Origin of the sequence: Sinorhizobium saheli (assembly GCF_001651875.1) — a bacterium.
In the GTDB taxonomy this organism is placed as follows: Bacteria; Pseudomonadota; Alphaproteobacteria; order Rhizobiales; family Rhizobiaceae; genus Sinorhizobium; species Sinorhizobium saheli.
Genome location: NZ_LNQB01000082.1, coordinates 67,388 through 89,545 on the forward strand (window position 1 = coordinate 67,388; position 22,158 = coordinate 89,545).

General features: G+C 64.1%; 21 protein-coding genes. 10 read left to right on the forward strand and 11 right to left on the reverse strand.

What is annotated here, in order from left to right; translation table 11 throughout:
• Nucleotides 1–153 precede the first annotated feature (153 nt).
• Complete coding sequence (gene gabD / locus ATB98_RS19595; protein WP_066876511.1) at nucleotides 154–1,608, reverse strand: NADP-dependent succinate-semialdehyde dehydrogenase; 1,455 nt, start codon at nucleotides 1,606–1,608, stop codon at nucleotides 154–156.
• Nucleotides 1,609–2,014: 406 nt separating this feature from the next.
• Between gabD and ATB98_RS19600 the strand changes: the two genes are divergently transcribed.
• Nucleotides 2,015–2,611: a nitroreductase family protein gene (locus tag ATB98_RS19600; RefSeq protein ID WP_066876513.1), complete on the forward strand. Its 597-nt coding sequence runs from the start codon at nucleotides 2,015–2,017 to the stop codon at nucleotides 2,609–2,611.
• Between the two features lie 98 nt (nucleotides 2,612–2,709).
• On the opposite strand, the gene gyrB is transcribed toward ATB98_RS19600, so the two are convergent.
• The 5 genes from gyrB to ATB98_RS19625 all read right to left on the reverse strand — a co-directional run bounded on the left by gyrB (nucleotide 2,710) and on the right by ATB98_RS19625 (nucleotide 8,049).
• On the reverse strand, nucleotides 2,710–5,145 hold the full coding sequence (gyrB, locus tag ATB98_RS19605; RefSeq protein ID WP_066876515.1) for a DNA topoisomerase (ATP-hydrolyzing) subunit B: 2,436 nt from the start codon (nucleotides 5,143–5,145) through the stop codon (nucleotides 2,710–2,712).
• A gap of 121 nt (nucleotides 5,146–5,266) precedes the next feature.
• Nucleotides 5,267–5,644 (reverse strand): helix-turn-helix domain-containing protein, encoded by a 378-nt coding sequence (locus tag ATB98_RS19610; protein ID WP_066876517.1) that lies wholly within the window; start codon nucleotides 5,642–5,644, stop codon nucleotides 5,267–5,269.
• Nucleotides 5,641–6,204 carry a Smr/MutS family protein gene (locus ATB98_RS19615; RefSeq protein WP_066876653.1) on the reverse strand — a complete coding sequence of 188 codons (564 nt, stop codon included), beginning with the start codon at nucleotides 6,202–6,204 and terminating at the stop codon, nucleotides 5,641–5,643. Before ATB98_RS19615 ends, ATB98_RS19610 begins: the two co-directional genes overlap by 4 nt.
• Nucleotides 6,197–7,327, reverse strand: a complete 1,131-nt coding sequence (gene mltA / locus ATB98_RS19620; RefSeq protein ID WP_066876520.1) for a murein transglycosylase A — start codon at nucleotides 7,325–7,327, stop codon at nucleotides 6,197–6,199. The genes ATB98_RS19615 and mltA overlap by 8 nt, the downstream gene beginning before the upstream one ends.
• Before the next feature lie 17 nt (nucleotides 7,328–7,344).
• Complete coding sequence (locus tag ATB98_RS19625; protein ID WP_066876522.1) at nucleotides 7,345–8,049, reverse strand: Tim44/TimA family putative adaptor protein; 705 nt, start codon at nucleotides 8,047–8,049, stop codon at nucleotides 7,345–7,347.
• A 134-nt stretch (nucleotides 8,050–8,183) separates the two neighbouring features.
• On the opposite strand from ATB98_RS19625, the gene ATB98_RS19630 reads away from it, so the two are divergent.
• Together ATB98_RS19630 and secB are read left to right on the forward strand one after the other, a co-directional pair.
• Nucleotides 8,184–8,693, forward strand: a complete 510-nt coding sequence (locus ATB98_RS19630) for an FxsA family protein (protein WP_066876524.1) — start codon at nucleotides 8,184–8,186, stop codon at nucleotides 8,691–8,693.
• A 229-nt stretch (nucleotides 8,694–8,922) separates the two neighbouring features.
• Nucleotides 8,923–9,426 (forward strand): protein-export chaperone SecB, encoded by a 504-nt coding sequence (secB, locus tag ATB98_RS19635; protein WP_066876526.1) that lies wholly within the window; start codon nucleotides 8,923–8,925, stop codon nucleotides 9,424–9,426.
• Between the two features lie 95 nt (nucleotides 9,427–9,521).
• On the opposite strand, the gene dnaQ is transcribed toward secB, so the two are convergent.
• The 5 genes from dnaQ to ATB98_RS19660 all read right to left on the reverse strand — a co-directional run bounded on the left by dnaQ (nucleotide 9,522) and on the right by ATB98_RS19660 (nucleotide 13,386).
• A complete protein-coding gene (gene dnaQ, locus ATB98_RS19640; RefSeq protein ID WP_066876529.1) occupies nucleotides 9,522–10,220 on the reverse strand; it encodes a DNA polymerase III subunit epsilon in 699 nt (232 codons plus the stop codon).
• A gap of 164 nt (nucleotides 10,221–10,384) precedes the next feature.
• Nucleotides 10,385–10,972: a dephospho-CoA kinase gene (gene coaE / locus ATB98_RS19645; protein WP_066876531.1), complete on the reverse strand. Its 588-nt coding sequence runs from the start codon at nucleotides 10,970–10,972 to the stop codon at nucleotides 10,385–10,387.
• Nucleotides 10,969–11,829: a shikimate dehydrogenase gene (locus tag ATB98_RS19650; protein WP_066876533.1), complete on the reverse strand. Its 861-nt coding sequence runs from the start codon at nucleotides 11,827–11,829 to the stop codon at nucleotides 10,969–10,971. Before ATB98_RS19650 ends, coaE begins: the two co-directional genes overlap by 4 nt.
• Nucleotides 11,822–12,421 carry a Maf-like protein gene (locus ATB98_RS19655; RefSeq protein ID WP_066876535.1) on the reverse strand — a complete coding sequence of 200 codons (600 nt, stop codon included), beginning with the start codon at nucleotides 12,419–12,421 and terminating at the stop codon, nucleotides 11,822–11,824. Before ATB98_RS19655 ends, ATB98_RS19650 begins: the two co-directional genes overlap by 8 nt.
• 143 nt (nucleotides 12,422–12,564) lie before the next feature.
• The gene (locus ATB98_RS19660; RefSeq protein ID WP_066876537.1) at nucleotides 12,565–13,386 is read right to left on the reverse strand and encodes a pyruvate, water dikinase regulatory protein; all 822 of its coding nucleotides are present in this window, start codon (nucleotides 13,384–13,386) and stop codon (nucleotides 12,565–12,567) included.
• 406 nt (nucleotides 13,387–13,792) lie between these two features.
• Here ATB98_RS19660 and hemE point away from each other — a divergent pair, with 406 nt between their 5' ends.
• The 7 genes from hemE (at nucleotide 13,793) to ATB98_RS19695 (ending at nucleotide 22,073) form a co-directional block, all read left to right on the forward strand.
• The gene (gene hemE / locus ATB98_RS19665) at nucleotides 13,793–14,824 is read left to right on the forward strand and encodes a uroporphyrinogen decarboxylase (protein WP_066876539.1); all 1,032 of its coding nucleotides are present in this window, start codon (nucleotides 13,793–13,795) and stop codon (nucleotides 14,822–14,824) included.
• On the forward strand, nucleotides 14,821–15,363 hold the full coding sequence (gene hemJ / locus ATB98_RS19670; RefSeq protein WP_066876541.1) for a protoporphyrinogen oxidase HemJ: 543 nt from the start codon (nucleotides 14,821–14,823) through the stop codon (nucleotides 15,361–15,363). The genes hemE and hemJ overlap by 4 nt, the downstream gene beginning before the upstream one ends.
• 191 nt (nucleotides 15,364–15,554) lie before the next feature.
• Complete coding sequence (rho, locus tag ATB98_RS19675; RefSeq protein ID WP_153435920.1) at nucleotides 15,555–16,820, forward strand: transcription termination factor Rho; 1,266 nt, start codon at nucleotides 15,555–15,557, stop codon at nucleotides 16,818–16,820.
• A 452-nt stretch (nucleotides 16,821–17,272) separates the two neighbouring features.
• Nucleotides 17,273–18,592, forward strand: a complete 1,320-nt coding sequence (gene mnmE / locus ATB98_RS19680) for a tRNA uridine-5-carboxymethylaminomethyl(34) synthesis GTPase MnmE (protein WP_066876543.1) — start codon at nucleotides 17,273–17,275, stop codon at nucleotides 18,590–18,592.
• 151 nt (nucleotides 18,593–18,743) lie between these two features.
• Nucleotides 18,744–20,615 (forward strand): tRNA uridine-5-carboxymethylaminomethyl(34) synthesis enzyme MnmG, encoded by a 1,872-nt coding sequence (gene mnmG / locus ATB98_RS19685; RefSeq protein WP_084435609.1) that lies wholly within the window; start codon nucleotides 18,744–18,746, stop codon nucleotides 20,613–20,615.
• Between the two features lie 7 nt (nucleotides 20,616–20,622).
• Nucleotides 20,623–21,264 carry a 16S rRNA (guanine(527)-N(7))-methyltransferase RsmG gene (gene rsmG / locus ATB98_RS19690; protein WP_066876547.1) on the forward strand — a complete coding sequence of 214 codons (642 nt, stop codon included), beginning with the start codon at nucleotides 20,623–20,625 and terminating at the stop codon, nucleotides 21,262–21,264.
• Between the two features lie 14 nt (nucleotides 21,265–21,278).
• On the forward strand, nucleotides 21,279–22,073 hold the full coding sequence (locus tag ATB98_RS19695) for a ParA family protein (protein WP_066876549.1): 795 nt from the start codon (nucleotides 21,279–21,281) through the stop codon (nucleotides 22,071–22,073).
• Nucleotides 22,074–22,158 lie beyond the last annotated feature (85 nt).

Genomic DNA, 22,158 nt, shown 5'->3' on the forward strand with positions numbered 1-22,158 from the left:
GCCCCCGTCCCCTCCCTTGCGTGCGGGGAGAGGGCCAGGGTGAGGGGCAATCGCGCCTCAAATCAATCACTCGGCCAACTTCTTAGCCACAATAGAAAAAACCGGCCAGAACTTTCCGACCGGTTTCTTTGATCGCGCAGATGTCCGCTCTGCTCAGGCGATGCCGCCGAGGCAGACATATTTGATTTCCATGAACTCCTCGAGGCCGTATTTCGAGCCCTCGCGGCCGAGGCCGGAGAGTTTTACGCCGCCGAAGGGCGCTTCCGCCGTGGAGATCAGCCCGGTGTTGACGCCGACCATGCCGTATTCCAGCGCCTCGGCGACACGGAAGACCCGTGCCAGATCCTTGGCGTAGAAATAGGAGGCGAGGCCGAACTCGGTATCGTTCGCCTGGTGAATGACGTCCGCTTCATCCTTGAAGCGGAAGAGCGGCGCGACCGGACCGAAGGTTTCCTCGCGCGCCACCGCCATCGCCTGGGTCACGTCCGCGAGCACCGTCGCCTCGTAGAAGGTGCCGCCGAGCGCATGGCGACGGCCGCCCTGGACGACGCGGGCGCCCTTGGAAAGGGCGTCGGCCACATGCTCCTCGACCTTCGCAAGGGCCGGCTGGTCGATCAGCGGCCCGAGGATGACGCCCTCTTCCATGCCGTTGCCGGTCTTCAGCCGGGCGACGGCGGCGGCGAGCTTCTGAGAAAACGCCTCGTAGACGCCGTCCTGGACATAGATGCGGTTGGCGCAGACGCAGGTCTGGCCGTTGTTGCGGAACTTGGCGATCAGCGCACCCTCGACCGCCGCGTCGAGATCGGCATCGTCGAAGACGATGAACGGCGCGTTGCCGCCGAGTTCGAGACCGAGCTTCTTGATGGTCGCGGCGCTCTGGCGGTAGAGTTCGGCGCCGACCTCGGTGGAGCCGGTGAAGGTCAGCTTGCGTACGGTCGGGTTCGAGGTCATCTCGGCGCCGATCTCGCGCGCCGATCCGGTGATCACCGAAAAGAGGCCCTTCGGCATGCCGGCGCGCTCGGCAAGCACGGCAATGGCAATCGCCGAGAAGGGCGTCTGCGCGGCCGGCTTCAGCACCATGGCGCAGCCGGCGGCAAAGGCGGGTCCGGCCTTGCGGGTGATCATCGCGTTCGGGAAGTTCCACGGCGTGATGGCGGCGACGACGCCGATCGGCTGCTTCATCACCAGGATGCGCTTGTCCTTCTGGTGGCCGGGCATGAGGTCGCCATAGACGCGGCGCCCCTCTTCCGCGAACCATTCGATGAAGCTCGCCCCGTAGACGATCTCACCGGTCGCCTCGGCGAGCGGCTTGCCCTGCTCGATCGTCAGGATCTGGCCGAGATCGTCCTTGTTCTCGATCATCAACTCGAACCAGCGGCGGAGAATCGCCGCGCGTTCCTTGGCGGTCCTCGCCGCCCATTTCTTCTGAACCCGCGCGGCCGTCTCGATCGCAGCCTTCGTCTCGGCGGCCCCGAGCTTCGGCACCAGCCCGATCACCTCGCCGGTCGCCGGATTGTTCACCTCGATCGCATTCTTCGGGTCCGCTTCGATCCAGTTATCGCCGACGAGAGCGGCCTGGCGAAACAGCGACGGGTCCTTCAGATTCATGGCTGGGTCCTTCCTCGGGAAAAATCTACAGAACTTATACAACTTTTTTCTGAGACTCGACAATCGTCCCGACGATCATTTCTCATATTTAGAGCGGGAGGCGCTCACATGCACTCGCGCCACCGCCCAATCTGCTGTTTTGCCGCATTTCTACGACGCCAGGTCACTCCACCTGTCTGCAAAATGCTCCAGCACGGCGGGAAGGAAGCGTGCGCCCGGTAGAAAACGCCGCCCCTTCCGCTTCGTTCCGGTTGCCTGAGGCGGAGCCCGCAACGGCCGCTCATCACTTTTGAGAGAGCACGTTCCAAAGCCCTTTCACATTCTGTAGCGTCGCCCGCGAATCCGCGGCCAACCATCGATAGGCGACGCTCAAAGGATTCGCGCGCAAGATAAGGGACTTTCGTTCGTGACAGAAATCAACCACAGAAGAGCCGACCACCCGATTCATTCGATCTTCCTGGAGCGCTGGTCGCCGCGCGCCTTCACCGGCGAGGCGGTCAGCGAAGAGGAACTGCTCGCCCTTTTCGAGGCGGCGCGCTGGGCGCCCTCGGCAAGCAACCTTCAGCCCTGGCGCTTCGTCTATGCGCGCCGCGGCACCGAGCATTTCGCGAAGCTGCTCTCCACCCTGGACGAAGGCAACCAGCGCTGGGCGAAAAACGCGTCGGCACTCGTCATCATTCTCTCCCGGACGCACCGGGTCACGTCGACGGGCGAAATCAGGCCCGCCTATACCCATGCCTTCGACACGGGTGCCGCCTGGTTCGCGCTCGCGCTGCAGACGCAGCTTGCCGGATGGCACGCCCATGCCATGGCCGGCGTCGACAGGGAAAGGGCGATCGAGGTGCTCGGCGTGCCGGAGCACTATCGCGTCGAGGCAGCCGTCGCGATCGGCAGGATCGCCGACCCTTCCACGCTGCCGGATGATCTGCGCGCACGCGAAAAGCCGAGCCAGCGCAAGCCGATCGGCGAATTCGTCTTCGAAGGCGATTTCAAGGGCGAGTGACGCCTTCAACAGGCGAAGAGACGCACAAAGATCGCAGGGCGGGTTCCGCCCTGCCCTTGACGAGCCGGAAGCCGTTCACCGGCTTCCCCGTGCAGGCATCAGATATCGAGGTTGGCGACGCTCAGCGCGTTTTCCTGGATGAAATCGCGGCGCGGCTCCACCTCGTCGCCCATCAGGCGCGAGAACAGGCCGTCCGCATCGGTCGCATCGGAAACCTTGACCTGCAGCAGCGAGCGGACGTTCGGATCGAGCGTCGTCTCCCACAACTGCTCGGCGTTCATCTCGCCGAGGCCCTTGTAGCGCTGCATGGTGAGGCCCTTGCGGCCCGCGGCGAAGATCGCATCGAGGAGGGCGCGCGGGCCGCTGATCTCCTGCGTTCCGTCGCGACGGCGCAGCACCGGCGGTGCGGCGTAGACTTCCTTCAGTCGTGCCGTCATCTGGTCGATGTGGCGGGCGTCGGACGAACCGATCAGCGCCATGTCGAGCACGGAGACTTCCTTGACGCCGCGCACCATGCGCTCGAGCCTCAGGCCGCCCTCCGCCGTCACGGTCGCGGTCCAGCCGCGCTCGGTCTCCTCGGCGATGACGTCGAGCCGCCGGGCCACTTCGGCTGCGATCTTCTGGTATTCGTCGGGCTCGCCGTTGAGCTCGACGTTGAGTGCGCCGGCGATCGCCGCCTGTTCGACGACCGAGCGGTTGTAGCGCGAATGCAGCCCGTCGATCAGCGAACGCATGCGGAGCGCGTCGTTGATGACTTCGCGCAGGTCCTGTCCGGTCCTGACCTCGCCCGAGGCGAGTTCGAGCGACGCCTCCTCGAGGCCCATGGTGATCAGGTAGTCTTCGAGCGCCTTCTCGTCCTTCAGGTACTGCACCGACTTGCCGCGCGCCACCTTGTAGAGCGGCGGCTGGGCGATATAGAGGTGGCCGCGCTCGATGAGCTCCGGCATCTGCCGGAAGAAGAAGGTGAGCAGCAGCGTGCGGATATGGGCGCCGTCGACGTCGGCGTCCGTCATGATGATGATCTTGTGGTAGCGCAGCTTGTCGGCGTTGAACTCGTCCTTGCCGATCGAGGTGCCGAGCGCGGTGATCAGCGTGCCGATTTCCTGGCTCGACAGCATCTTGTCGAAGCGCGCGCGCTCGACGTTGAGGATCTTGCCGCGCAGCGGCAGGATCGCCTGGCTTTCGCGCGAACGGCCCTGCTTGGCCGAGCCGCCTGCCGAATCGCCCTCCACCAGGAAGAGCTCGGACTTGGCCGGATCGCGCTCGGAGCAATCGGCGAGCTTGCCCGGCAGCGACGAGATATCGAGCGCGCCCTTGCGGCGCGTCAGTTCACGCGCCTTGCGCGCCGCTTCGCGCGCCGCCGCCGCCTCGACCACCTTGCCGACGAGGACCTTCGCATCCGCGGGGTTTTCCTCGAGCCAGGTGCCCAGCGCCTCGTTGACGAGGCTTTCGACCACCGGCCGAACCTCGGACGACACCAGCTTGTCCTTGGTCTGGGACGAGAACTTCGGATCCGGCACCTTCACCGACAGCACGGCCGTCAGGCCCTCGCGGCAATCGTCGCCGGTCAGCGACACCTTTTCCTTCTTGGTGATGCCGGAGGTATCGGCATAGGAGGTGATCTGGCGGGTGAGCGCGCCGCGGAAGCCGGCCATGTGCGTGCCGCCGTCGCGCTGCGGGATGTTGTTGGTGAAGCAGAGCACGTTCTCGTGGTAGCTGTCGTTCCACCACATCGCCACCTCGACGGTGATCCCGTCCTTCTCGCCGCGGATCGAAACCGGCTTGTGGACGAGCGGCTTCTTCGCCCGGTCGAGATAGGCGACGAAGGCCTCGAGCCCGCCGTCATACATCATCTCGTCGCGGCGGATGTCCGAATGGCGCTTGTCGGTCAGCACGATGCGGACGCCGGAATTCAGGAAGGCGAGCTCGCGCAGGCGGTGCTCGAGCGTCGCGAAATCGAATTCGATGTTCGAGAAGGTCTGCTCGCTCGGCAGGAAAGTGACCTCGGTGCCCGTCTCGCCGCCGGCATCGCCGGTGATCGTCAGCGGCCCATCGGCGACGCCGTGGGTGAAGCTCATCTCATGCACCTTGCCGGCGCGGCGGATCTTGAGCTTCAACGAGGTCGAGAGCGCGTTGACGACGGAAACGCCGACGCCGTGCAGGCCGCCGGAGACCTTGTAGGAGTTCTGGTCGAATTTGCCGCCGGCGTGAAGCTGGGTCATGATGACTTCCGCCGCCGAGACGCCCTCTTCGCGGTGGATGTCCGTCGGAATGCCGCGGCCGTTGTCCGTCACCGTGCAGGAGCCGTCCGGATTGAGCGTCACGGTGACGAGATCGGCATGGCCGGCCAGAGCCTCGTCGATCGCGTTGTCGACGACCTCGTAGACCATGTGGTGCAGACCGGAGCCGTCATCGGTGTCGCCGATATACATGCCCGGCCGCTTGCGCACGGCATCGAGGCCCTTCAACACCTTGATGGAATCGGCGCCATACTCGGCGCTCACGCCGGCTTCGGTCTGAGAGATGTCGGTCATTCGGCTTCAGGTCTTTCCAGGTTTTTCGGACGTCGTGATTCGTCGCGAATCACAGCGCGAGAGGCCTCGCGGACTATAGAAAATTTGTCCACGGGTTCCAAATCCGGCGCGGAGCGGGTCTTCATCCCCTGTCCTTATCAGGAAATGTGGCTTTTTCCAAAACTTCTTCCAGGGCCCGGATCGTCTCCTCCGAAAGCCCGCGAATCTCGGCGCTCAGGCGATTGGCGAAGGCGGTATGGCCGGGTGGCAGGCCGGACGTGTCGAGCACGACCCGGGGGTCGGAAATATGGGCGATCCGCAGCAGTTCATCCGCCTCGTCCCAGATGACGTTGAAATAGCCGGCGACACGCTGGAGGAAATCGAAGCTCGGCGCGCCGCGCTTGCCGTGCTCGAGCGCCGAAAGATAGGCCGCGGAAACCCCGATCGCCGCCGCCATCTCCTTCTGCGAGACGCCCTTGCGGCGGCGGAGCCTGCGCACCGCCTCGCCGAAGGGGGTCATGTCGCGCTTCCCTTCGCCCGCGCCAGCCGCACATAGAGCGCGCCCTCGCCGCCATGGTTGCGGGCGGCCGGCTCATAGGAGGAGATCAGCGGCCGGAACTCCGGCAGCGAGAACCAGAGCGGCACCGCCCGCTTCAAGGCGCCGTCGCTGCCCATCGACGTTCCCTTGCCGGTGATGACCAGGACATGGCGCAAGCCGCGCTCATGCGCCTTCAAGAGAAACTGCAGGAGCAGGCCGTGCGCCTCGCTCTGGATCATCCCGTGCAGGTCGATCCGCGCTTCGAGCGCCAGCCGGCCCTTGGCGATCTTGCGCTTCACCGGCCGTTCCAGGGGATGATGGCGACGCTCGGCCTTGGCGGTCAGCGCGAAGCCCCGCTCCTGCTTTTCGGGGACGGCGGAGGCCGCGGCAGACGGCTCAGGTGCCGACGGCGCCTGCGGGTCTTCGGCCTGCGCGATCAGGTCCGCAAGGTCGCCGGCCCGCCCCGCCATGGGCCTGGTCGTGCGCGCGACCTTGCCCCAGAGAATGCGGTCCTCCGGCGAAAGCTTCCTGTCCCTAGTCATTTTCGGATCGGGGAGCAGATCGGGCGCCATATCGAGCCGCGGCGCCGCGGGGGATGAAGATGAAGAAATCGGCATCGTTGCGCACCGAACCGGCGCGGTTGCCGGCCTCGTCGCCGGAGCCCGTGAAGATGTCGCCGCGCGCCGGCCCGACGATCGCCGAGCCCGTGTCGAGCGCGAGCATCAGCCGCGCGAAAGGGCGGCCGCCGTCAAGATGGCTGAGGCTTTCGCTGGCGACAAAGAAGGGGACGCCGAAAGTGTGGATCAACCGGTCGACCGCGAGCGAGCGTCCGGGCTCCAGCGGCACCTTGGCGGCAGCCACCGGACCGAGCCCGTCGTCGTCGACCGGCGCCTCGCGGAAGAAGATGAAGGAGCGGTTGTGCCACAGCACCTCGTCCACCTTTTCCGGATGGGCCGCGAGCCAGCCGCGGATGCTCGCCATCGACACGGTCGCGGCATCGATCTTGCCGCGCTCGATCAGGAGCTTTCCGATCGCGGAAAAGCGATGCCCGGTCTTTGCCGCATAGGTGATGCGCCGGAGCGATCCGTCCGGATGGACGAGCCGCGCCGCACCCTGCACATGGATGAAGAAGACGTCGACCTTGGAACGGGCATAGGCGATCTCCAGGCCGCGGCCGGCAAGAAAGCCCTCTTCGATGGCGCGGCGGTCGGGATATTCCTCGATCCGGCCGTCCCGAAGGCGGCCGAAGGCGAAATAGGGATCCATCCCCTCCGGCCGGTTGGTGTCGTCTATATCGACGAGGTCGTCGGGGCGCCGGTAGAAGGGAAAGCGGAATTCGCCGTCCGGGGTCGGCCGGACCTCCACCTCCGGTTCGTAGAATGCGGTGACGAAGCCGGCCGGCCGGTCATCGGGCCGGATCCGGAACGGAACGAACCGTTCCTCGAAGAAGGCGCGGGCCTCCCTTTCGTCCGCGAAGCCGCCGCCCGCCGCCGCAAAAGCCGGCAGGAGGTCGTCCGTCGAAATGCCGAGAGAGCCGGTCCTGTACGGCTTCGCCGTCGTCACCTGCCGGTGACAGCGGCTTAGCGCGGCGATCACCGGCCTCGGATCGTCCGCGTGCCAGCCGGGCAGCTCGGCAAAGGTGACCGGCTCGAGATGAAAGCCCATGGCCGCCCGCTTCCCGGTCAGTTTTCAGATTCGGTGGCGATCAGCTTCCAGTTCGGGTCGCGCGAGCGCAGGTCGCGCGCGAAGGTCCAGAGATCGTTCACTTCGGCGACCGAGTCGGCATCGCCGTCGATGAGCTTGCCGGACTTCTCGTAGGTCGCGGAAATGAGCTGGCTGATGATCCTGACCGTGATGTTTTCCTCGTTGTCCTTGAGCTCCGCATGGACAATGTCGGCCTTCTCGATGCCGACGAAGGTGGATTTGACCACCTCGCCCCGGGCTTCGCGCTCGGTGATGGCCGCCTCGAAGCCTTCATAGACCTCGCGCGACAGCAGCCCCTTCAGCGTCTTGCGGTCGCCGTCGGCAAAGGCCATCACGATCATCTCGTAGGCCATCTTGGCGCCATTCAGGAATTCGCCCGGGTCGAAGCTCGGGTCGGCGTCGCTCAAGGCCCTGAGCTGGCCGTTCAGCGGCGTGCCCGCCTTGGCGAAAGTCTCGATGGCGGCGTAACGGGACTCGTCTTCCGCCGCGCTTTCGCGGCGGGGGAGCTGCACGACCTTGCCTTTATCGCCCGTCTCCGCCCCTTGCGCCACATCCCGCGGCGAATAGGGGTCGAAAGGCGGGCGCTCGTTGCCCGTCCTGCGGCCCAGAACGCTGCGCAACTGCAGGAAGATGACCACGGCGGCGATCAGGAAAAAAAACGTGATGAAGTCGAAAGAGCCCATTTCCACCCGGAACCGCTGCTAGAATTTCTCTTAACGTCCCATATAGTCCGCAAGGATAAACCATTCAAATGGCGATGTCGCACCCTTAAACCTTAGGCCGGGCGATTGCACGAATCTTCTTCCGAGCACCAACGATGCGTTACGTGATCCCGATCCTCATTCTCGGACTGCCGCTTGCGGAAATCGCCGGCTTCGTCGTCGTCGGCCGCGAGATCGGCGTCGCGGCCACTCTTTTGCTGGTATTCCTGAGCGCCATCGTCGGCATCGTGCTGTTGCGCATCCAGGGCTTCGAGGTCATGCGGCGCGTGCAGGAGGCGGCGCGGACGGGGAACGATCCGGGCCTCGACGTTCTCGGCGGCGCGCTGACCTTTCTCGCCGCGATCCTGCTGATCGTGCCCGGTTTCATCAGCGACACGATCGGTCTCCTCCTCTTCCTGCCGCCGCTGAGACGCGCCCTTGCGGATTTGCTGCGCCGGCGGATGACGATCCTGACCGGCGGATCCGGCTTTTACTATTCGGGCGGTGCCGGACGCGAGGCGCGCCGCGGGTCGGTCATCATCGATCTCGACGAGGATGAGTTCTCCAGAAAGCAAAAGGGCGAGGACAAGGACGATTCCTCGCCGCCGGGCCGCATTTCGCACTGATGCATTTCGCCCAAAAGTGTGAAGCGGTTTGGGATTACGGCACGCATGGAAACAAGAACGGAGAATCGCTCGGGGTTTTCCTGATTCCGGCTGCAATCGAGTCTATAATGCGCGTCCGAACGGATGGCCGGGCATCCTCTCCCGCCCGCAACGCCCTGGCTCCATGGGTTGTAAGCCCAGATGCGAAGTGCTAGATGGCGTCACCAATTCGAAGTCCGAGGAAACCCTTATGACGACTGATACCGCATCCAACGGCAACGGCGGCGCCCAGCAGAGCCCGTCGCTCAATATCCTGGCCCAGTATGTCAAGGATCTTTCCTTCGAGAACCCCGGTGCCCCGCGCTCGCTGCAGGCACGCGACCGCGCTCCGTCGATCAACATCAATGTCAACGTCAATGCCAATCCGCTCGCCGAGAACGACTTCGACGTCGTGCTGTCGTTGACTGCCCAGGCGATGGATGGCGACAAGGTCCTGTTCAACGTCGAGCTCGCCTATGGCGGCGTGTTCCGCGTTGCCGGTTTCCCGCAGGAGCACATGCTGCCGCTGCTTTTCATCGAGTGCCCGCGTCTCCTGTTCCCTTTCGCGCGCCAGATCGTCGCCGATGCCACCCGCAATGGCGGCTTCCCGCCGCTGATGATCGACCCGATCGATTTCGCACAGATGTTCGCGCAGCGCATGGCCGAGGAAAAGGTCCGCGCCCAGGTCGCCAACACCAACGACACGGCGAACTGACCCGGACGAACCGGTCATCCTGAGATGCTGAAAACCCGGCCTCGAGAGCCGGGTTTTTGTTTTCGTCGTCTTCCTGCTTTGCGGGATGCGGGCCGTCAGCCGCCGTATTTCGTCCAGATCGCCTTGGCGCCGATCTTCGAGATAAGGGCGGCATGCGCGGCGATCTCGATTTCGGTCAGCCGCGGCTGCAGCGGCCGCTCCCTGCGCATCACGATGATCGGGCCGTCATCGGCTTCGATCGAAAGCCCGCCCGTCTCCGTCATGACGAGGCCGAGCGCCGCCTGGCGGCCGCCGATCATCTCGATATAGACCTCGGCGAGCAGTTCGGAGTCGAGCAGCGCACCGTGCTTGGCGCGATGGGAGTTGTCGATGCCGTAGCGGCGGCAGAGGGCATCGAGCGAATTCGGACCCATCGGGTGCTTGCGCCGGGCAAGCGCCAGCGTGTCGATCACCCGGTCCATGCCGATCGGCGGCAGGCCGAGCCGCTCGAACTCCGCGTTGATGAAGCCGATGTCGAAGGTGGCGTTATGCGCGACCCAGCGCGCGTCGCCAAAGAAATCGACGATCTGCTCGACGACATCGGCGAAGGATGGCTTGTCCTTGAGAAACTCGTTGGTGATCCCGTGCACCGCCAGCGCATCGGGGTGGACCTTCCGCTCCCCGGGATTGATGTAGATATGAAGCGTGCGCCCCGTCGGAAACTGGTTCTCGAGCTCGACACCGCCGATTTCGATCACCCGGTCTTCTCGGCTGTCGAGACCGGTCGTTTCCGTATCGAAGATGATTTCACGCATGCGGGGTTCCTGGGCGAGGATTCACGACGAATCAATCCGAGCTGTTTCCGCGTTGTAATGGCATTTCGATTGCAGTTGAAGCGCGGAAGTTCGCGACCTGCCCTTCATGCCGCTGCCGCGACCTTCGCCCGCTTGCGGTCGGCAGGCGGGGGCAGTCGTCGGCTCTATCCCGCCGCCCGCAACTCATCGACGATCGCGCGAATCTGCTCCCGGGTGACGTCGAAGCTGTCGCTGGTGTCGATGATGTAATCGGCGCGGGCGCGCTTTTCGCTGTCGGGCACCTGGCGGGCGAGGATCATCGCGAATTTCTCGGCGGTCATGCCCGGCCGCTTCATCACCCGCTCGCGCTGTTTCTCCGGGTCGCAGGTCACGACGACGACGCGGTCGACGCGCGCTTCGGCCTTGGTCTCATAGAGCAGCGGGATGTCGAGGAGCACGAAGGGCGCGCCCGCCGCCTTTTGCTGCGCGAGGAACTGGCGCTCCCGCTCGCGCACGAGCGGATGGACGATCCGCTCCAGCTCGCCGAGCCGCTCGGGTGCGGCGACAAGCCGGCGCGACAGCTCCGCGCGATCGATGACGCCGTTCTTCGCCACCCCCGGAAAGGCCGCTTCGACCGGTGCCACCGCTTCGCCGCGATAAAGCTCGTGCACCACCTCATCGGCATCGTTCACCGGCACGCCGAGTTCCCGGAACATCCCGGCGGCGGTCGATTTTCCCATTCCGATGGAGCCCGTCAGCCCGACCACGATCATGGGTGTTTGTCCATGTCGCTGATGATGATCTGTCGAAGCGTTTCGTCGACGGCGGGCCGGCGGCCGAACCATTTCTCGAATCCGGGCACGGCCTGATGCAAGAGCATGCCGAGCCCGTCGACAATCAAGAAGCCCTGCTCTTCCGCCTGGCGCAACAGCGGCGTCTTCAGCGGTACATAGACGATATCGGTCACGACGGCATTCCGCGCCAGGGGCGAGAAATCGATCGCCGGCGCCGGCTCGCCGTCCATGCCGAGAGAGGTGGTGTTGACGAACAGTCCGGCGCCCGACATCACTTCGGCAAGCGCGGCAAGCGGGTGCGCATGCACGGCGGCACCAAAGCGGTCGGCCAGCTCCTGCGCCCGCTCCGGCGTGCGGTTCACCACGTGGATCGCCTTGACGCCGCGGTCGCGGATCGCCTGGATCACGGCGCGGCTGGCGCCGCCGGCCCCGAGGATTACCGCCGTCCCGATGCGGTCCCAGTCCTTCGCGCGCTCGTCGAGATTGGCGACGAAACCGCGGCCGTCGGTGTTCGTCGCGCAGATCTCGCCGTCCTCGAGCCACAGCGTATTGGCCGCCCCAAGCTCGGTGCTCAGCTCATCCGGCCGATCGGAGAGGCGAAAGGCGGCCTCCTTGTGGGGAATGGTGACATTGCCGCCGCAGAAGCCGCTGGAGCCGTCCTTCAACCGCCGCATGAAATCCGGGAAGGCTTCGGGCGTGACCTCATGGGCGCGATAACTCCCGGCAATGCCGAATTGCTTCAGCCAATGGCCGTGGATGAGCGGCGAGCGCGAATGCTTGACCGGATAGCCGGTGACGAAGGCATGGTTAACAAATGTTTCACGTGAATCACGCATCGATCGCACCCAGTTCGCGGAGCTTGGCAAGAAGCGGCAGCATCGGCAGGCCAAGAATGGTGAAATAATCGCCCTCGATCCTGTCAAAGAGCTGGATGCCCTCGCCTTCGAGCTGATAGGCGCCGACGCTTTGAAGCGCCTTCTCGCCCACCCTTTGGAGATGCCGCTCGACGAAGGCCGGGCTCAACGGGCGCACCGTCATCTGCGCCGTGGAGACGTGCCGCCAGACGACCTCGCCGTTGCTCATGAGAACCACGGCGCTGTTCAGGCTGTGCGTCTTGCCGGAGAGCGACAGGAGATGCGCGGCGGCCTCCGCCATGTCCTTCGGCTTGTGATAGACGCGGGGGCCGAGCGACATCGTCTGGTCGGAGCCGATCACCAGCGCCTCGGGAAAATGCCGCGCCACGTCCCCCGCCTTCGCCTCGGCAAGGGCGAGCGCCACGTCGACGGGCGACGCGCCCGATTCCTCGAGCGGCCGTTCGAGTGCCCGCTCGTCCACCTGCGCGGCCCGCGCCTCGAAGGCCAATCCGGCATTGGCGAGCAATGCGCGTCGAAAGGGGCTGGCCGATGCCAGCACGAGCGAGGGTGTCATTTACCGCTCCCGGGGTCGGAATCGCGACGATGTGCGGATTGCATCAACCCGGGCATCGCAATCGATCCTCCTTCAAGTCGAACACGCAGGCGGCGAAATGCCGGCGACAGAGCCTGAACATCTCCCTTCCCTTCGGACCCGCTCTATCTGAGCCGCGGGCGAAGGGCAACGATCGCCGCGGCAGTTTCCTCGATCGAGCGGCGTGTCACGTCGATCAACGGCCAGTTGTTCCGGGCGCAGAGCGTGCGGGCATATTTCAGCTCCTCGGCGATCGCCGCCCGATCCGTATATTCCTCGCCGTGGAAATTCTGGGTCGTTCCGAGCAGGCGATGCTGGCGCACCTGCGACAGGCGCTCGGCCGAGGCGATGAGGCCGACGACCAGCGGTTTCGTCGCCCTGACAAGGCCGTCCGGCAAGGGCACCCCCGGCACGATCGGGATGTTGGCGGTCTTGATGCCGCGATTGGCGAGATAGATGCTCGTCGGCGTCTTCGACGTGCGGCTGACCCCGACGAGGACGACATCGGCCTCGTTGAAATCGGCCGGCATCTGGCCGTCATCATGGTCCATCGTGAAATTCAGCGCCTCGATGCGGGCGAAATACTCGGCGTCCATGACATGCTGCGCACCCGAGCGGCGGCGCGACGGCGAGCCGAGATAGGACTGGAAGAGCTCGATGATCGGATCGAGCACCGAGACGCAGGGAACGCCGATCTCGCGGCACCTCTGGTCGATCAGCCCGGCGAGCTCCCGGTCGACGATCGTGTAGAGCACGATGCCCGGTGCGCCGTCGACCGCATCGAGAACCTGCATCAACTGCTTGCGATTGCGGATCAGCGGGTAGACGTGTTCGAGCGCGTGCGACGCCTGGAATTGCGCGGCCGCCGCGCGGCCGGCGGCGATCAGCGTCTCGCCGGTCGAATCGGAGATGAGGTGCAGGTGGAAGTAGTTTTTGCGGTTCTCCACGCAATTCTCCGCGGGTTGTTGATAAGCCGGGACACAGGACAGCTAACGGCGCCGCCGCCGGTGAGGCAAGTGGAAAAGCGCCGATTTATTCACATCCAGCCCCCAGCCGGAAATCGCCACGCCGCATATGTGGACAAGACTCATGGCGACGACATATTGTCACGCGGATCGACCGGCAATCCACAGGAAGCGCAGCTCCGACCAAGCCGCCAACGCGCTGAGTTCACGGCATTTTCCGGTCTTTCCACATTGCCCGGGCAGGGATGCCTCGTATTCTCCCGGCGTTTCGCCGCGGCTTGTGCATCGCTGAACCAACTGAGGATTGATTTTAATCCTTGATAGCCACCGACTCTAAGAAATAGAAACTCTTATCAATAGGTTTGATTTTAGATTGGGAAAGCGGCGAGTGACCGAAACGCATCGCAAAGTGCTTGAGGTGTTGAACGGCAAGAGCCTCACCCCTCCCCCCATCTGGCTGATGCGCCAGGCGGGACGCTACCTGCCGGAATATCGGGAGACGCGAGCGAAGGCCGGGAGCTTTCTCGATCTCTGCTACACGCCGGACCTCGCGGTGGAAGTGACGCTGCAGCCGATCCGGCGCTACGGCTTCGACGCGGCGATCCTTTTCTCCGACATCCTCGTCATTCCCGATGCCCTCCATCGCAATGTCCGCTTCGAAGAGGGGCTGGGGCCGCGCATGGATCCGATCGACGAGGACGGCATTGCCCGCCTCGGCGCCGATGGCGTGACCGACCACCTGGCCCCGGTCTTCGAGACGGTATCGCGGCTGAGACGGGAATTGCCGGCGGAAACGACGCTTCTCGGCTTCTGCGGCGCGCCCTGGACGGTCGCGACCTACATGATCGCCGGCAAGGGAACGCCGGACCAGGCGCCGGCCCGCCTCTTCGCCTACCGCAACCCCGCGGCTTTCGACCGGTTGCTGGCCCTTCTCGCCGACATCTCCGCCGACTATCTCGTCGAGCAGATCGACGCCGGGGCGGACGCGGTGCAGATCTTCGATTCCTGGGCGGGGGTGCTCGGCGAGGAGGAATTCGCCCGCTATGCGGTCGAGCCCGTCCGCCGGATGATCGCGTCGGTTCGCGCCCGCCGTCCGTCCGCCCGGATCATCGCCTTTGCCAAGGGCGCCGGCCTGCTGTTGAAAGATTACCGCCGCGCGACGGGCGCCGACGCAATCGGCCTCGACTGGTCGGTGCCGCTCTCCTTTGCCGCCGAACTGCAGAAGGACGGGCCCGTCCAGGGCAATCTCGATCCGATGCGGGTCGTCGCCGGCGGTGAGGCGATGGACAGCGCCATCGACCGCATCCTCGACGCGCTCGGCCAGGGACCGCTGATCTTCAATCTCGGCCACGGCATCACGCCTGACGCGGACCCGAAGCATGTCGCAGCACTCGTCGCCCGCGTTCGGACGCGGCGATGAAGGAGGAACGCCAGACCGGGAGCGGCCCCGGCCGGCGCGCGCGGCTTCGGGCCGTCATCGCGCTTTCGCTCTTCGCGGCGCTGCTGATCGGGCTGTTCGTCTGGCAGCCGGACGATCTCCATCTCTGGATCAAGGCGCTCCACATCATCGCGGTGATCTCGTGGATGGCGGCACTTTTCTATATGCCGCGCCTCTTCATCTATCACACCGATGCCGCACCGGGATCGGTGCAGTCGGAGACCTTCAAGGTCATGGAACGGCGCCTGCTCAAGGTGATCATGAATCCGGCGATGATGATCTCCTGGATGCTCGGCCTCTATCTTGCCTGGAGCGTCTATGGCTTCAGCGGCGGCTGGCTGCACGCCAAGCTCTTCTTCGTCGTGCTGCTGACGCTGGTGCATATGCATTTCAGCCGGGCCGTCCGCGCCTTCGAGCGGGACGAGAACCGGCGGGATGCACGCTACTGGAGGCTGATGAACGAGGCCCCGACGCTGCTGATGATCGTCATCGTCATCCTGGTGGTCGTGAAACCGTTTTGATTTCAATCGATTCGCAACTGCAATAGTTGTCGCTAATTTTCTTCGACCCCTTGCGGCGTTTCACGTGAATCGTTATTTTCCCTCATCTCCTTCTTCCCATGGCTTGTGACGAAGTTTTAGAGCCTGCCTCTTCCCCCCTCGCAGCTCCCTTACGAATCACGCCGATCCCCCATACAAAACATGGACCCTTCATGGCTGAAATGAAGCTACAAGAACTCAAGAACAAGACGCCGACCGATCTCCTCGCCTTTGCCGAAGAGCTCGAGGTGGAGAACGCCAGCACGATGCGCAAGCAGGAGCTGATGTTCGCGATCCTCAAAATGCTGGCGATGCAGGACATCGAGATCATCGGTGAAGGCGTCGTCGAAGTCCTCCAGGATGGATTCGGCTTCCTGCGCTCGGCGAACGCAAACTACCTTCCCGGTCCGGACGACATCTACATCTCTCCCTCGCAGATCCGACGCTTCTCGCTGAAGACGGGCGACACGGTCGAAGGACCAATCCGCGGGCCGAAGGAAGGCGAACGCTATTTTGCGCTTCTCAAGGTCAACACGATCAATTTCGACGACCCGGAAAAGATCCGCCACAAGGTTCACTTCGACAATCTGACGCCGCTCTATCCGAACGAACGGTTCAAGATGGAGCTCGAAGTTCCGACCTCGAAGGACCTGTCCGCGCGCGTCATCGATCTCGTCGCGCCGCTCGGCAAAGGCCAGCGCGGGCTGATCGTCGCGCCGCCGCGCACCGGTAAGACGGTGCTGCTGCAGAACATCGCGCATTCGATCACCGCCAACCATCCGGAGTGCTACCTGATCGTCCTCCTGATCGACGAGCGGCCGGAAGAAGTGACCGACATGCAGCGGTCGGTGAAGGGCGAGGTCGTCTCCTCGACCTTCGACGAGCCGGCAACGCGCCACGTCCAGGTGGCCGAAATGGTGATCGAGAAGGCCAAGCGCCTGGTCGAGCACGGGCGCGACGTCGTCATCCTTCTCGACTCGATCACCCGCCTCGGCCGCGCCTACAACACCGTCGTGCCCTCCTCGGGCAAGGTGCTGACCGGCGGTGTCGACGCCAATGCGCTGCAGCGGCCGAAGCGCTTCTTCGGTGCCGCCCGCAACATCGAGGAAGGCGGTTCGCTGACGATCATCGCAACGGCGCTGATCGACACCGGCAGCCGCATGGACGAAGTCATCTTCGAAGAGTTCAAGGGCACCGGCAACTCCGAAATCGTGCTCGACCGCAAGGTCGCCGACAAGCGTATCTTCCCGGCCATGGACATTCTAAAGTCCGGCACGCGCAAGGAGGACCTCCTGGTGCCGCGCCAGGATCTGCAGAAGATCTTCGTGCTGCGCCGCATCCTCGCGCCGATGGGCACGACGGACGCGATCGAGTTCCTGATCGACAAGCTGAAGCAGACGAAGACCAACGGCGACTTCTTCGATTCGATGAATACGTAAGGCGAAAGTGTCACGCAGTTCGGGGGGCCGGTGCCATTGGTGCCGGCCTTTTTTCGTGGAAGCCGCTGAACTGCCCGCAACGTTTGCCATGATTCACGTGAAACACCGGCGCCGCAACGTGCCACGGCGATCCCTTGCGTCGGACAGGGCGCGGTCCTGCCGAGCCAAGCCGTGTCCGGCACTTGAATTCACGGCGGGGCACGTGCATAAGACGCCGCTGCCAGCGCCTTCGATCATGCCCCGTCGACCGTATAACGAGACGGGGTGCGCCGCCGATCGGCGCGGCCTGGCCCTTAGAGCATTTTGCAGTCAGGTGGAATCGGCTGACGTCGCACAAATGCGGCAAAAACAGATGGATAGAGCGGGCGCGAACGCATGTGAGCGCATCCCGCTCCTAACAGAGAGACACGCGCCCCGCGCCTTTCCGCAACCCCGAAGCCCAAGGGACCTGGATGCTGTTCACGGATACGATCTATGCACTGTCTAGCGGCGCCCTGCCGGCCGGCGTCGCCGTGATCCGGCTCAGCGGCCCTGCGGCGGCGGCGGCGGTCGTGCGTCTTTGCGGCGTCTTGCCGCCCGCCCGGGTCGCGACGCTTAGAACGATTCGGACTCGAAACGGTGATCCGCTGGACAGCGGCCTCGTAGTATACTTCCCCGGGCCGGCGTCGTTCACCGGCGAAGATTGCTGCGAACTGCAGGTGCATGGCGGCCGTGCGGTGGTCACCGCAATCCTCAATGAGCTTGCCGATATGGAGGGGCTGCGGCATGCGGAGGCAGGCGAGTTCTCGCGGCGCGCCTTCCAGAACGGCAAGTTGGACCTGGTCGAGGTCGAGGGACTGGCGGACCTGATCGCGGCGGAGACGGAGATGCAGCGCCGCCTGGCGATCGAGCAGTCCGGCGGCGGCCAGTCGGCCCTTTACGCCGGCTGGGCGAAACGTCTCATCCATGCGCGGGCGATGATCGAGGCGGAGCTCGACTTTGCCGACGAGGACGACATTCCCGGCGCCGTCAGCGCCTCGATCTGGCCGGACATGGAAAGGCTGCGCCTGGAGATTGAGGACCATGTCGCCAGGGCCGGCCTCGCCGAGATCATTCGCGATGGCCTGAAGATCGTCATTGCAGGCGAACCCAATGCGGGTAAGTCGAGCCTGCTCAATGCGCTTGCGAAAAGGGACGTCGCCATCGTCACGGAAATTGCCGGGACAACCCGCGACGTTCTCTCCGTCGACCTTTCCTTAGCCGGATTCTCCGTCAAACTGTTCGATACGGCCGGTCTGCGCGAGACGGAGGAAAGGGTCGAACGCGAGGGTATTCGGCGGGCGCGCGAAGTCATCGCCAATGCCGATCTTGTCCTTCTATTATCGGAAAAACCGGAGGGCTTCCATATCGACGAGGCTTTGCCAGAGAAGGCGCCGGTGATCCGGGTCGCAACGAAGCTCGACCGGCCGGCGGCAGACTGGCAACCTCAGGACGCGGACATCTTTCTTTCGACCAGGACGGGAGAAGGCATGACTGAGCTGCTCGAAGTGCTGCAGTCGCAGCTTCCGGATCTGGCCGGAAACACCTCTCTGTCGATGCCGTCGCGGCGTCGGCACGTTGACTGCCTCAGACAGGCGAGCGCCGCGCTGGAGCGAAGCCTTGCGGCCGAAGGCCTGGAGATCCGGGCGGAGCAACTGCGTCTGGCGAGCGATGCGCTGGGCAGGATCACCGGGCGCGTCGATGTCGAGAACCTGCTCGACGTGATATTCTCCGAGTTCTGCATCGGCAAGTGAGCATAGGGCCGGTGAAAGCAACCGGTCGGCATCGTTGCCGCGTTTCGGGGAAATACAACGCTGGCGAGTCGGAGGACACGTTTCACGTGAAACGTTCTTGACTCCGAGCACGGAATTGAGAATCAAGGCGCGAGAAAGCTGGAAGATGTCCATGACGAATTATGATGTCATCGTGATCGGCGGCGGCCATGCCGGCTGCGAAGCCGCTTCGGCCTCGGCCCGGCTCGGCGCGCGCACGGCGCTGGTCACCCATAAGAAGGAAACGATCGGCGTGATGTCCTGTAACCCGGCCATTGGCGGCCTGGGCAAAGGCCATCTGGTGCGGGAGATCGACGCGCTCGACGGTCTGATGGGACGCGTCGCCGACGCCGCCGGCATTCAGTTCCGGCTCCTCAACCGCCGCAAGGGTCCGGCGGTGCGGGGTCCGCGGACGCAGGCGGACCGCAAGCTCTACCGGGAGGCGATGCAGCGCGAGATCGAGGCGATCGACAACCTTACCGTGATCGAAGGCGACGCCTTCGATCTGCTGCTCGAGAGCGAGACGGTGTGCGGCGTCATCATGAAGGACGGCCGGGCCATTCGCGCCGGCGCCGTCGTTCTCACCACCGGCACCTTCCTCAAGGGCCTCATCCACATCGGCGACCGCAAGATACCGGCGGGCCGCGTCGGCGAGGAGCCGTCGCTCGGTCTCTCCGAAACGTTGCGGCGTGCCGGCCTTCGCCTGGGAAGGCTGAAGACCGGCACGCCGGCGCGCCTTGACGGCCGCACGATCGACTGGGCTCGCGTCGGCCGGCAGGGCCCTGACGAGGATCCGGTGCCCTTCTCCTTCATGACCGATGCGATCGTGAACCGGCAGATCGACTGCGGCGTGACGCGAACGACGGAGGCGACGCACAAGATCATCGCCGACAATATCCATCGCTCGGCCATGTATTCGGGTCAGATCGAGGGGGTCGGGCCGCGCTATTGCCCATCGATCGAGGACAAGATCGTGCGCTTCGGTGAGCGCGACGGGCATCAGATCTTCCTGGAGCCGGAAGGTCTGGATGACGATACCGTCTATCCCAACGGCATCTCGACCTCGCTCCCGGAAGAGGTCCAGGACGCCTTCATCCGCACGATCCCCGGCCTCGAGGCGGTGACGATCCTGCAGCCGGGTTATGCGATCGAGTATGACCATGTCGATCCACGAGAGCTGGAGCTCTCGTTGGCGGTGCGGAAAGTGCCTGGCCTCTTTCTTGCGGGGCAGATCAACGGCACCACCGGCTATGAGGAGGCGGGCGCTCAGGGGCTCGTCGCCGGGCTGAACGCGGCCTTGACGGCGATGGGCCGCGAGCCCTTCGTCTTCAGCCGCACCGATTCCTATATCGGCGTGATGATCGATGACCTCACCTCCAGGGGCATCACCGAGCCTTATCGCATGTTCACCTCGCGCGCGGAGTACCGGCTGTCATTGCGCGCCGATAATGCCGACATGCGGCTGACGCCGGGAGGCATCGCTCTCGGGTGCTTGGGCGAGGCTCGTCGCCAGCGCTTCGGGGCATGGAGGGCCAGCTATCAGGCCGGGCGCCAGCTCCTCCAGTCGCTGGCGATCACCCCCAGCGAAGGCAAGCGTTTCGGCTTGCGGCTCAATCAGGATGGCCAGCGGCGCTCGGCTTTCGAGATTCTCTCCTACCCGGATCAGTCGATCGCGGCGCTGACGTCGCTCTGGCCCGAGCTTGAAAAGATCGACCGCAAGGTCGTCGAGGCGCTGGAGATCGACGCCGCCTATGCCGTCTATATGGAGCGTCAGGCGGCGGACATCGCCGGTATGCGTCGGGAGGAAGAGACCGTCATTCCGGTCGACTTCGACTACAGCCTCCTGCCGGGGCTTTCAAACGAGTTGAAGCAGAAGCTGGCGCAGCAGAAGCCCCGCAGTCTCGCCCAGGCGATCAAGGTCGACGGCATGACGCCGGCAGCGGTATCGTTGATCCTGACCTGGTTGCGGCGGCAGGAACGTGGCACGCAGCGTGTGGCGGGATGAAGTTGCAATGAAAACGAGTCTCGTCCAACGGTCTAGCGGATTGCGTGTTTCACGTGAAACGGTCGAAAAACTCGAGCACTTCGCCAGGCTTTTTCAGAAATGGGCAAAGTCGATCAACCTGGTGGCGCCTTCGACGCTCGACGATCTTTGGCAGCGCCACATCGTCGACAGCCTGCAGATCTACCAAATCTCGCCATCGCCGAAGACCTGGGTCGACCTCGGCAGCGGCGGCGGCTTTCCCGGTGTCATAACCGCCATTTGCCTCGCCGAAGCTGCCGACGGCTGGGTGCACCTGGTCGAGAGCAACAACAAGAAGGCGGCCTTTCTTCGTGTCGCCTTGAACGAGACGGGTGCACGCGGTTCCGTTCATCCGATTCGTATAGAGGCGGCACCGTCTCTGATTCCCACCTGCGACGCGATTTCCGCCCGGGCACTCGCGGATCTGAGCCAGTTGCTGGACTATTGCGCGCCTTGGATGCTTGCCGACGGGTCCAAAGCCGTCGCCTATCTTCACAAAGGGCGGGATTATCAACCGGAAATCGATAAAGCCGTTAGCCGCTTTCAATTCGATCTGATAAAACATGCAAGTGTCGTCGAGCCGGATTCGGTTGTGCTCGAGATTGCAAATCTTTCACGTCGGATGAAGTGATAGGCGAGCGAAGCATGTTTGGCCCAAGAAATCGGATCATTACCATTGCCAACCAGAAGGGCGGCGTCGGCAAGACGACGACAGCGATCAACCTTGCGACGGCCTTGGCGGCCATCGGCGAGAAGGTGCTGATCATCGATCTCGATCCGCAGGGAAATGCGAGTACCGGGCTAGGAATCCAGCGCCGCAACCGGCATTTGTCGTCCTATGAGCTGATGATGGGGTCCCATTCGATCGCCGAGATCGCCCAGGACACGGCGGTGCCGAACCTTGCCATCGTCCCCTCGACCATGGACCTGCTCGGCGTCGAGATGGAGATATCGCGTGAGTCTGACCGGGTCTTTCGGCTGCGCAGGGCGCTGGCGGCTGCCGAGGCGCTCGCCTATTCCTACGTCCTGGTCGACTGCCCGCCATCGTTCAACCTGTTGACCATGAACGCCATGGCGGCCGCCCATTCGGTTCTCGTTCCGCTGCAATGTGAGTTCTTTGCGCTGGAAGGCCTCAGCCAATTACTGGAGACGGTCGATCAGGTGCGCCGGACGGTCAATCCGAGCCTCGACATCCAGGGCATTGTTCTCACCATGTTCGACTCGCGCAACAATCTGGCGCAGCAGGTCGTCAGCGATGTTCGCACGCATCTGGGGGACAAGGTCTATCATACCTTGATCCCGCGCAACGTGCGCGTTTCCGAGGCGCCGTCGCATGGCAAACCGGCGATTCTCTATGATTTGAAATGCGCCGGAAGCCAGGCCTACCTGCAATTGGCTTCCGAGGTGATCCAAAGGGAACGGCAGCGCAAGGCGGCCTAGAGCATTCTGCAGTCCGGTGGAGCACCGGACATGGCGGAAAACAAACAGGTAGACGGCGGCGCAGTGCATAGGGCGCGCAACTGTT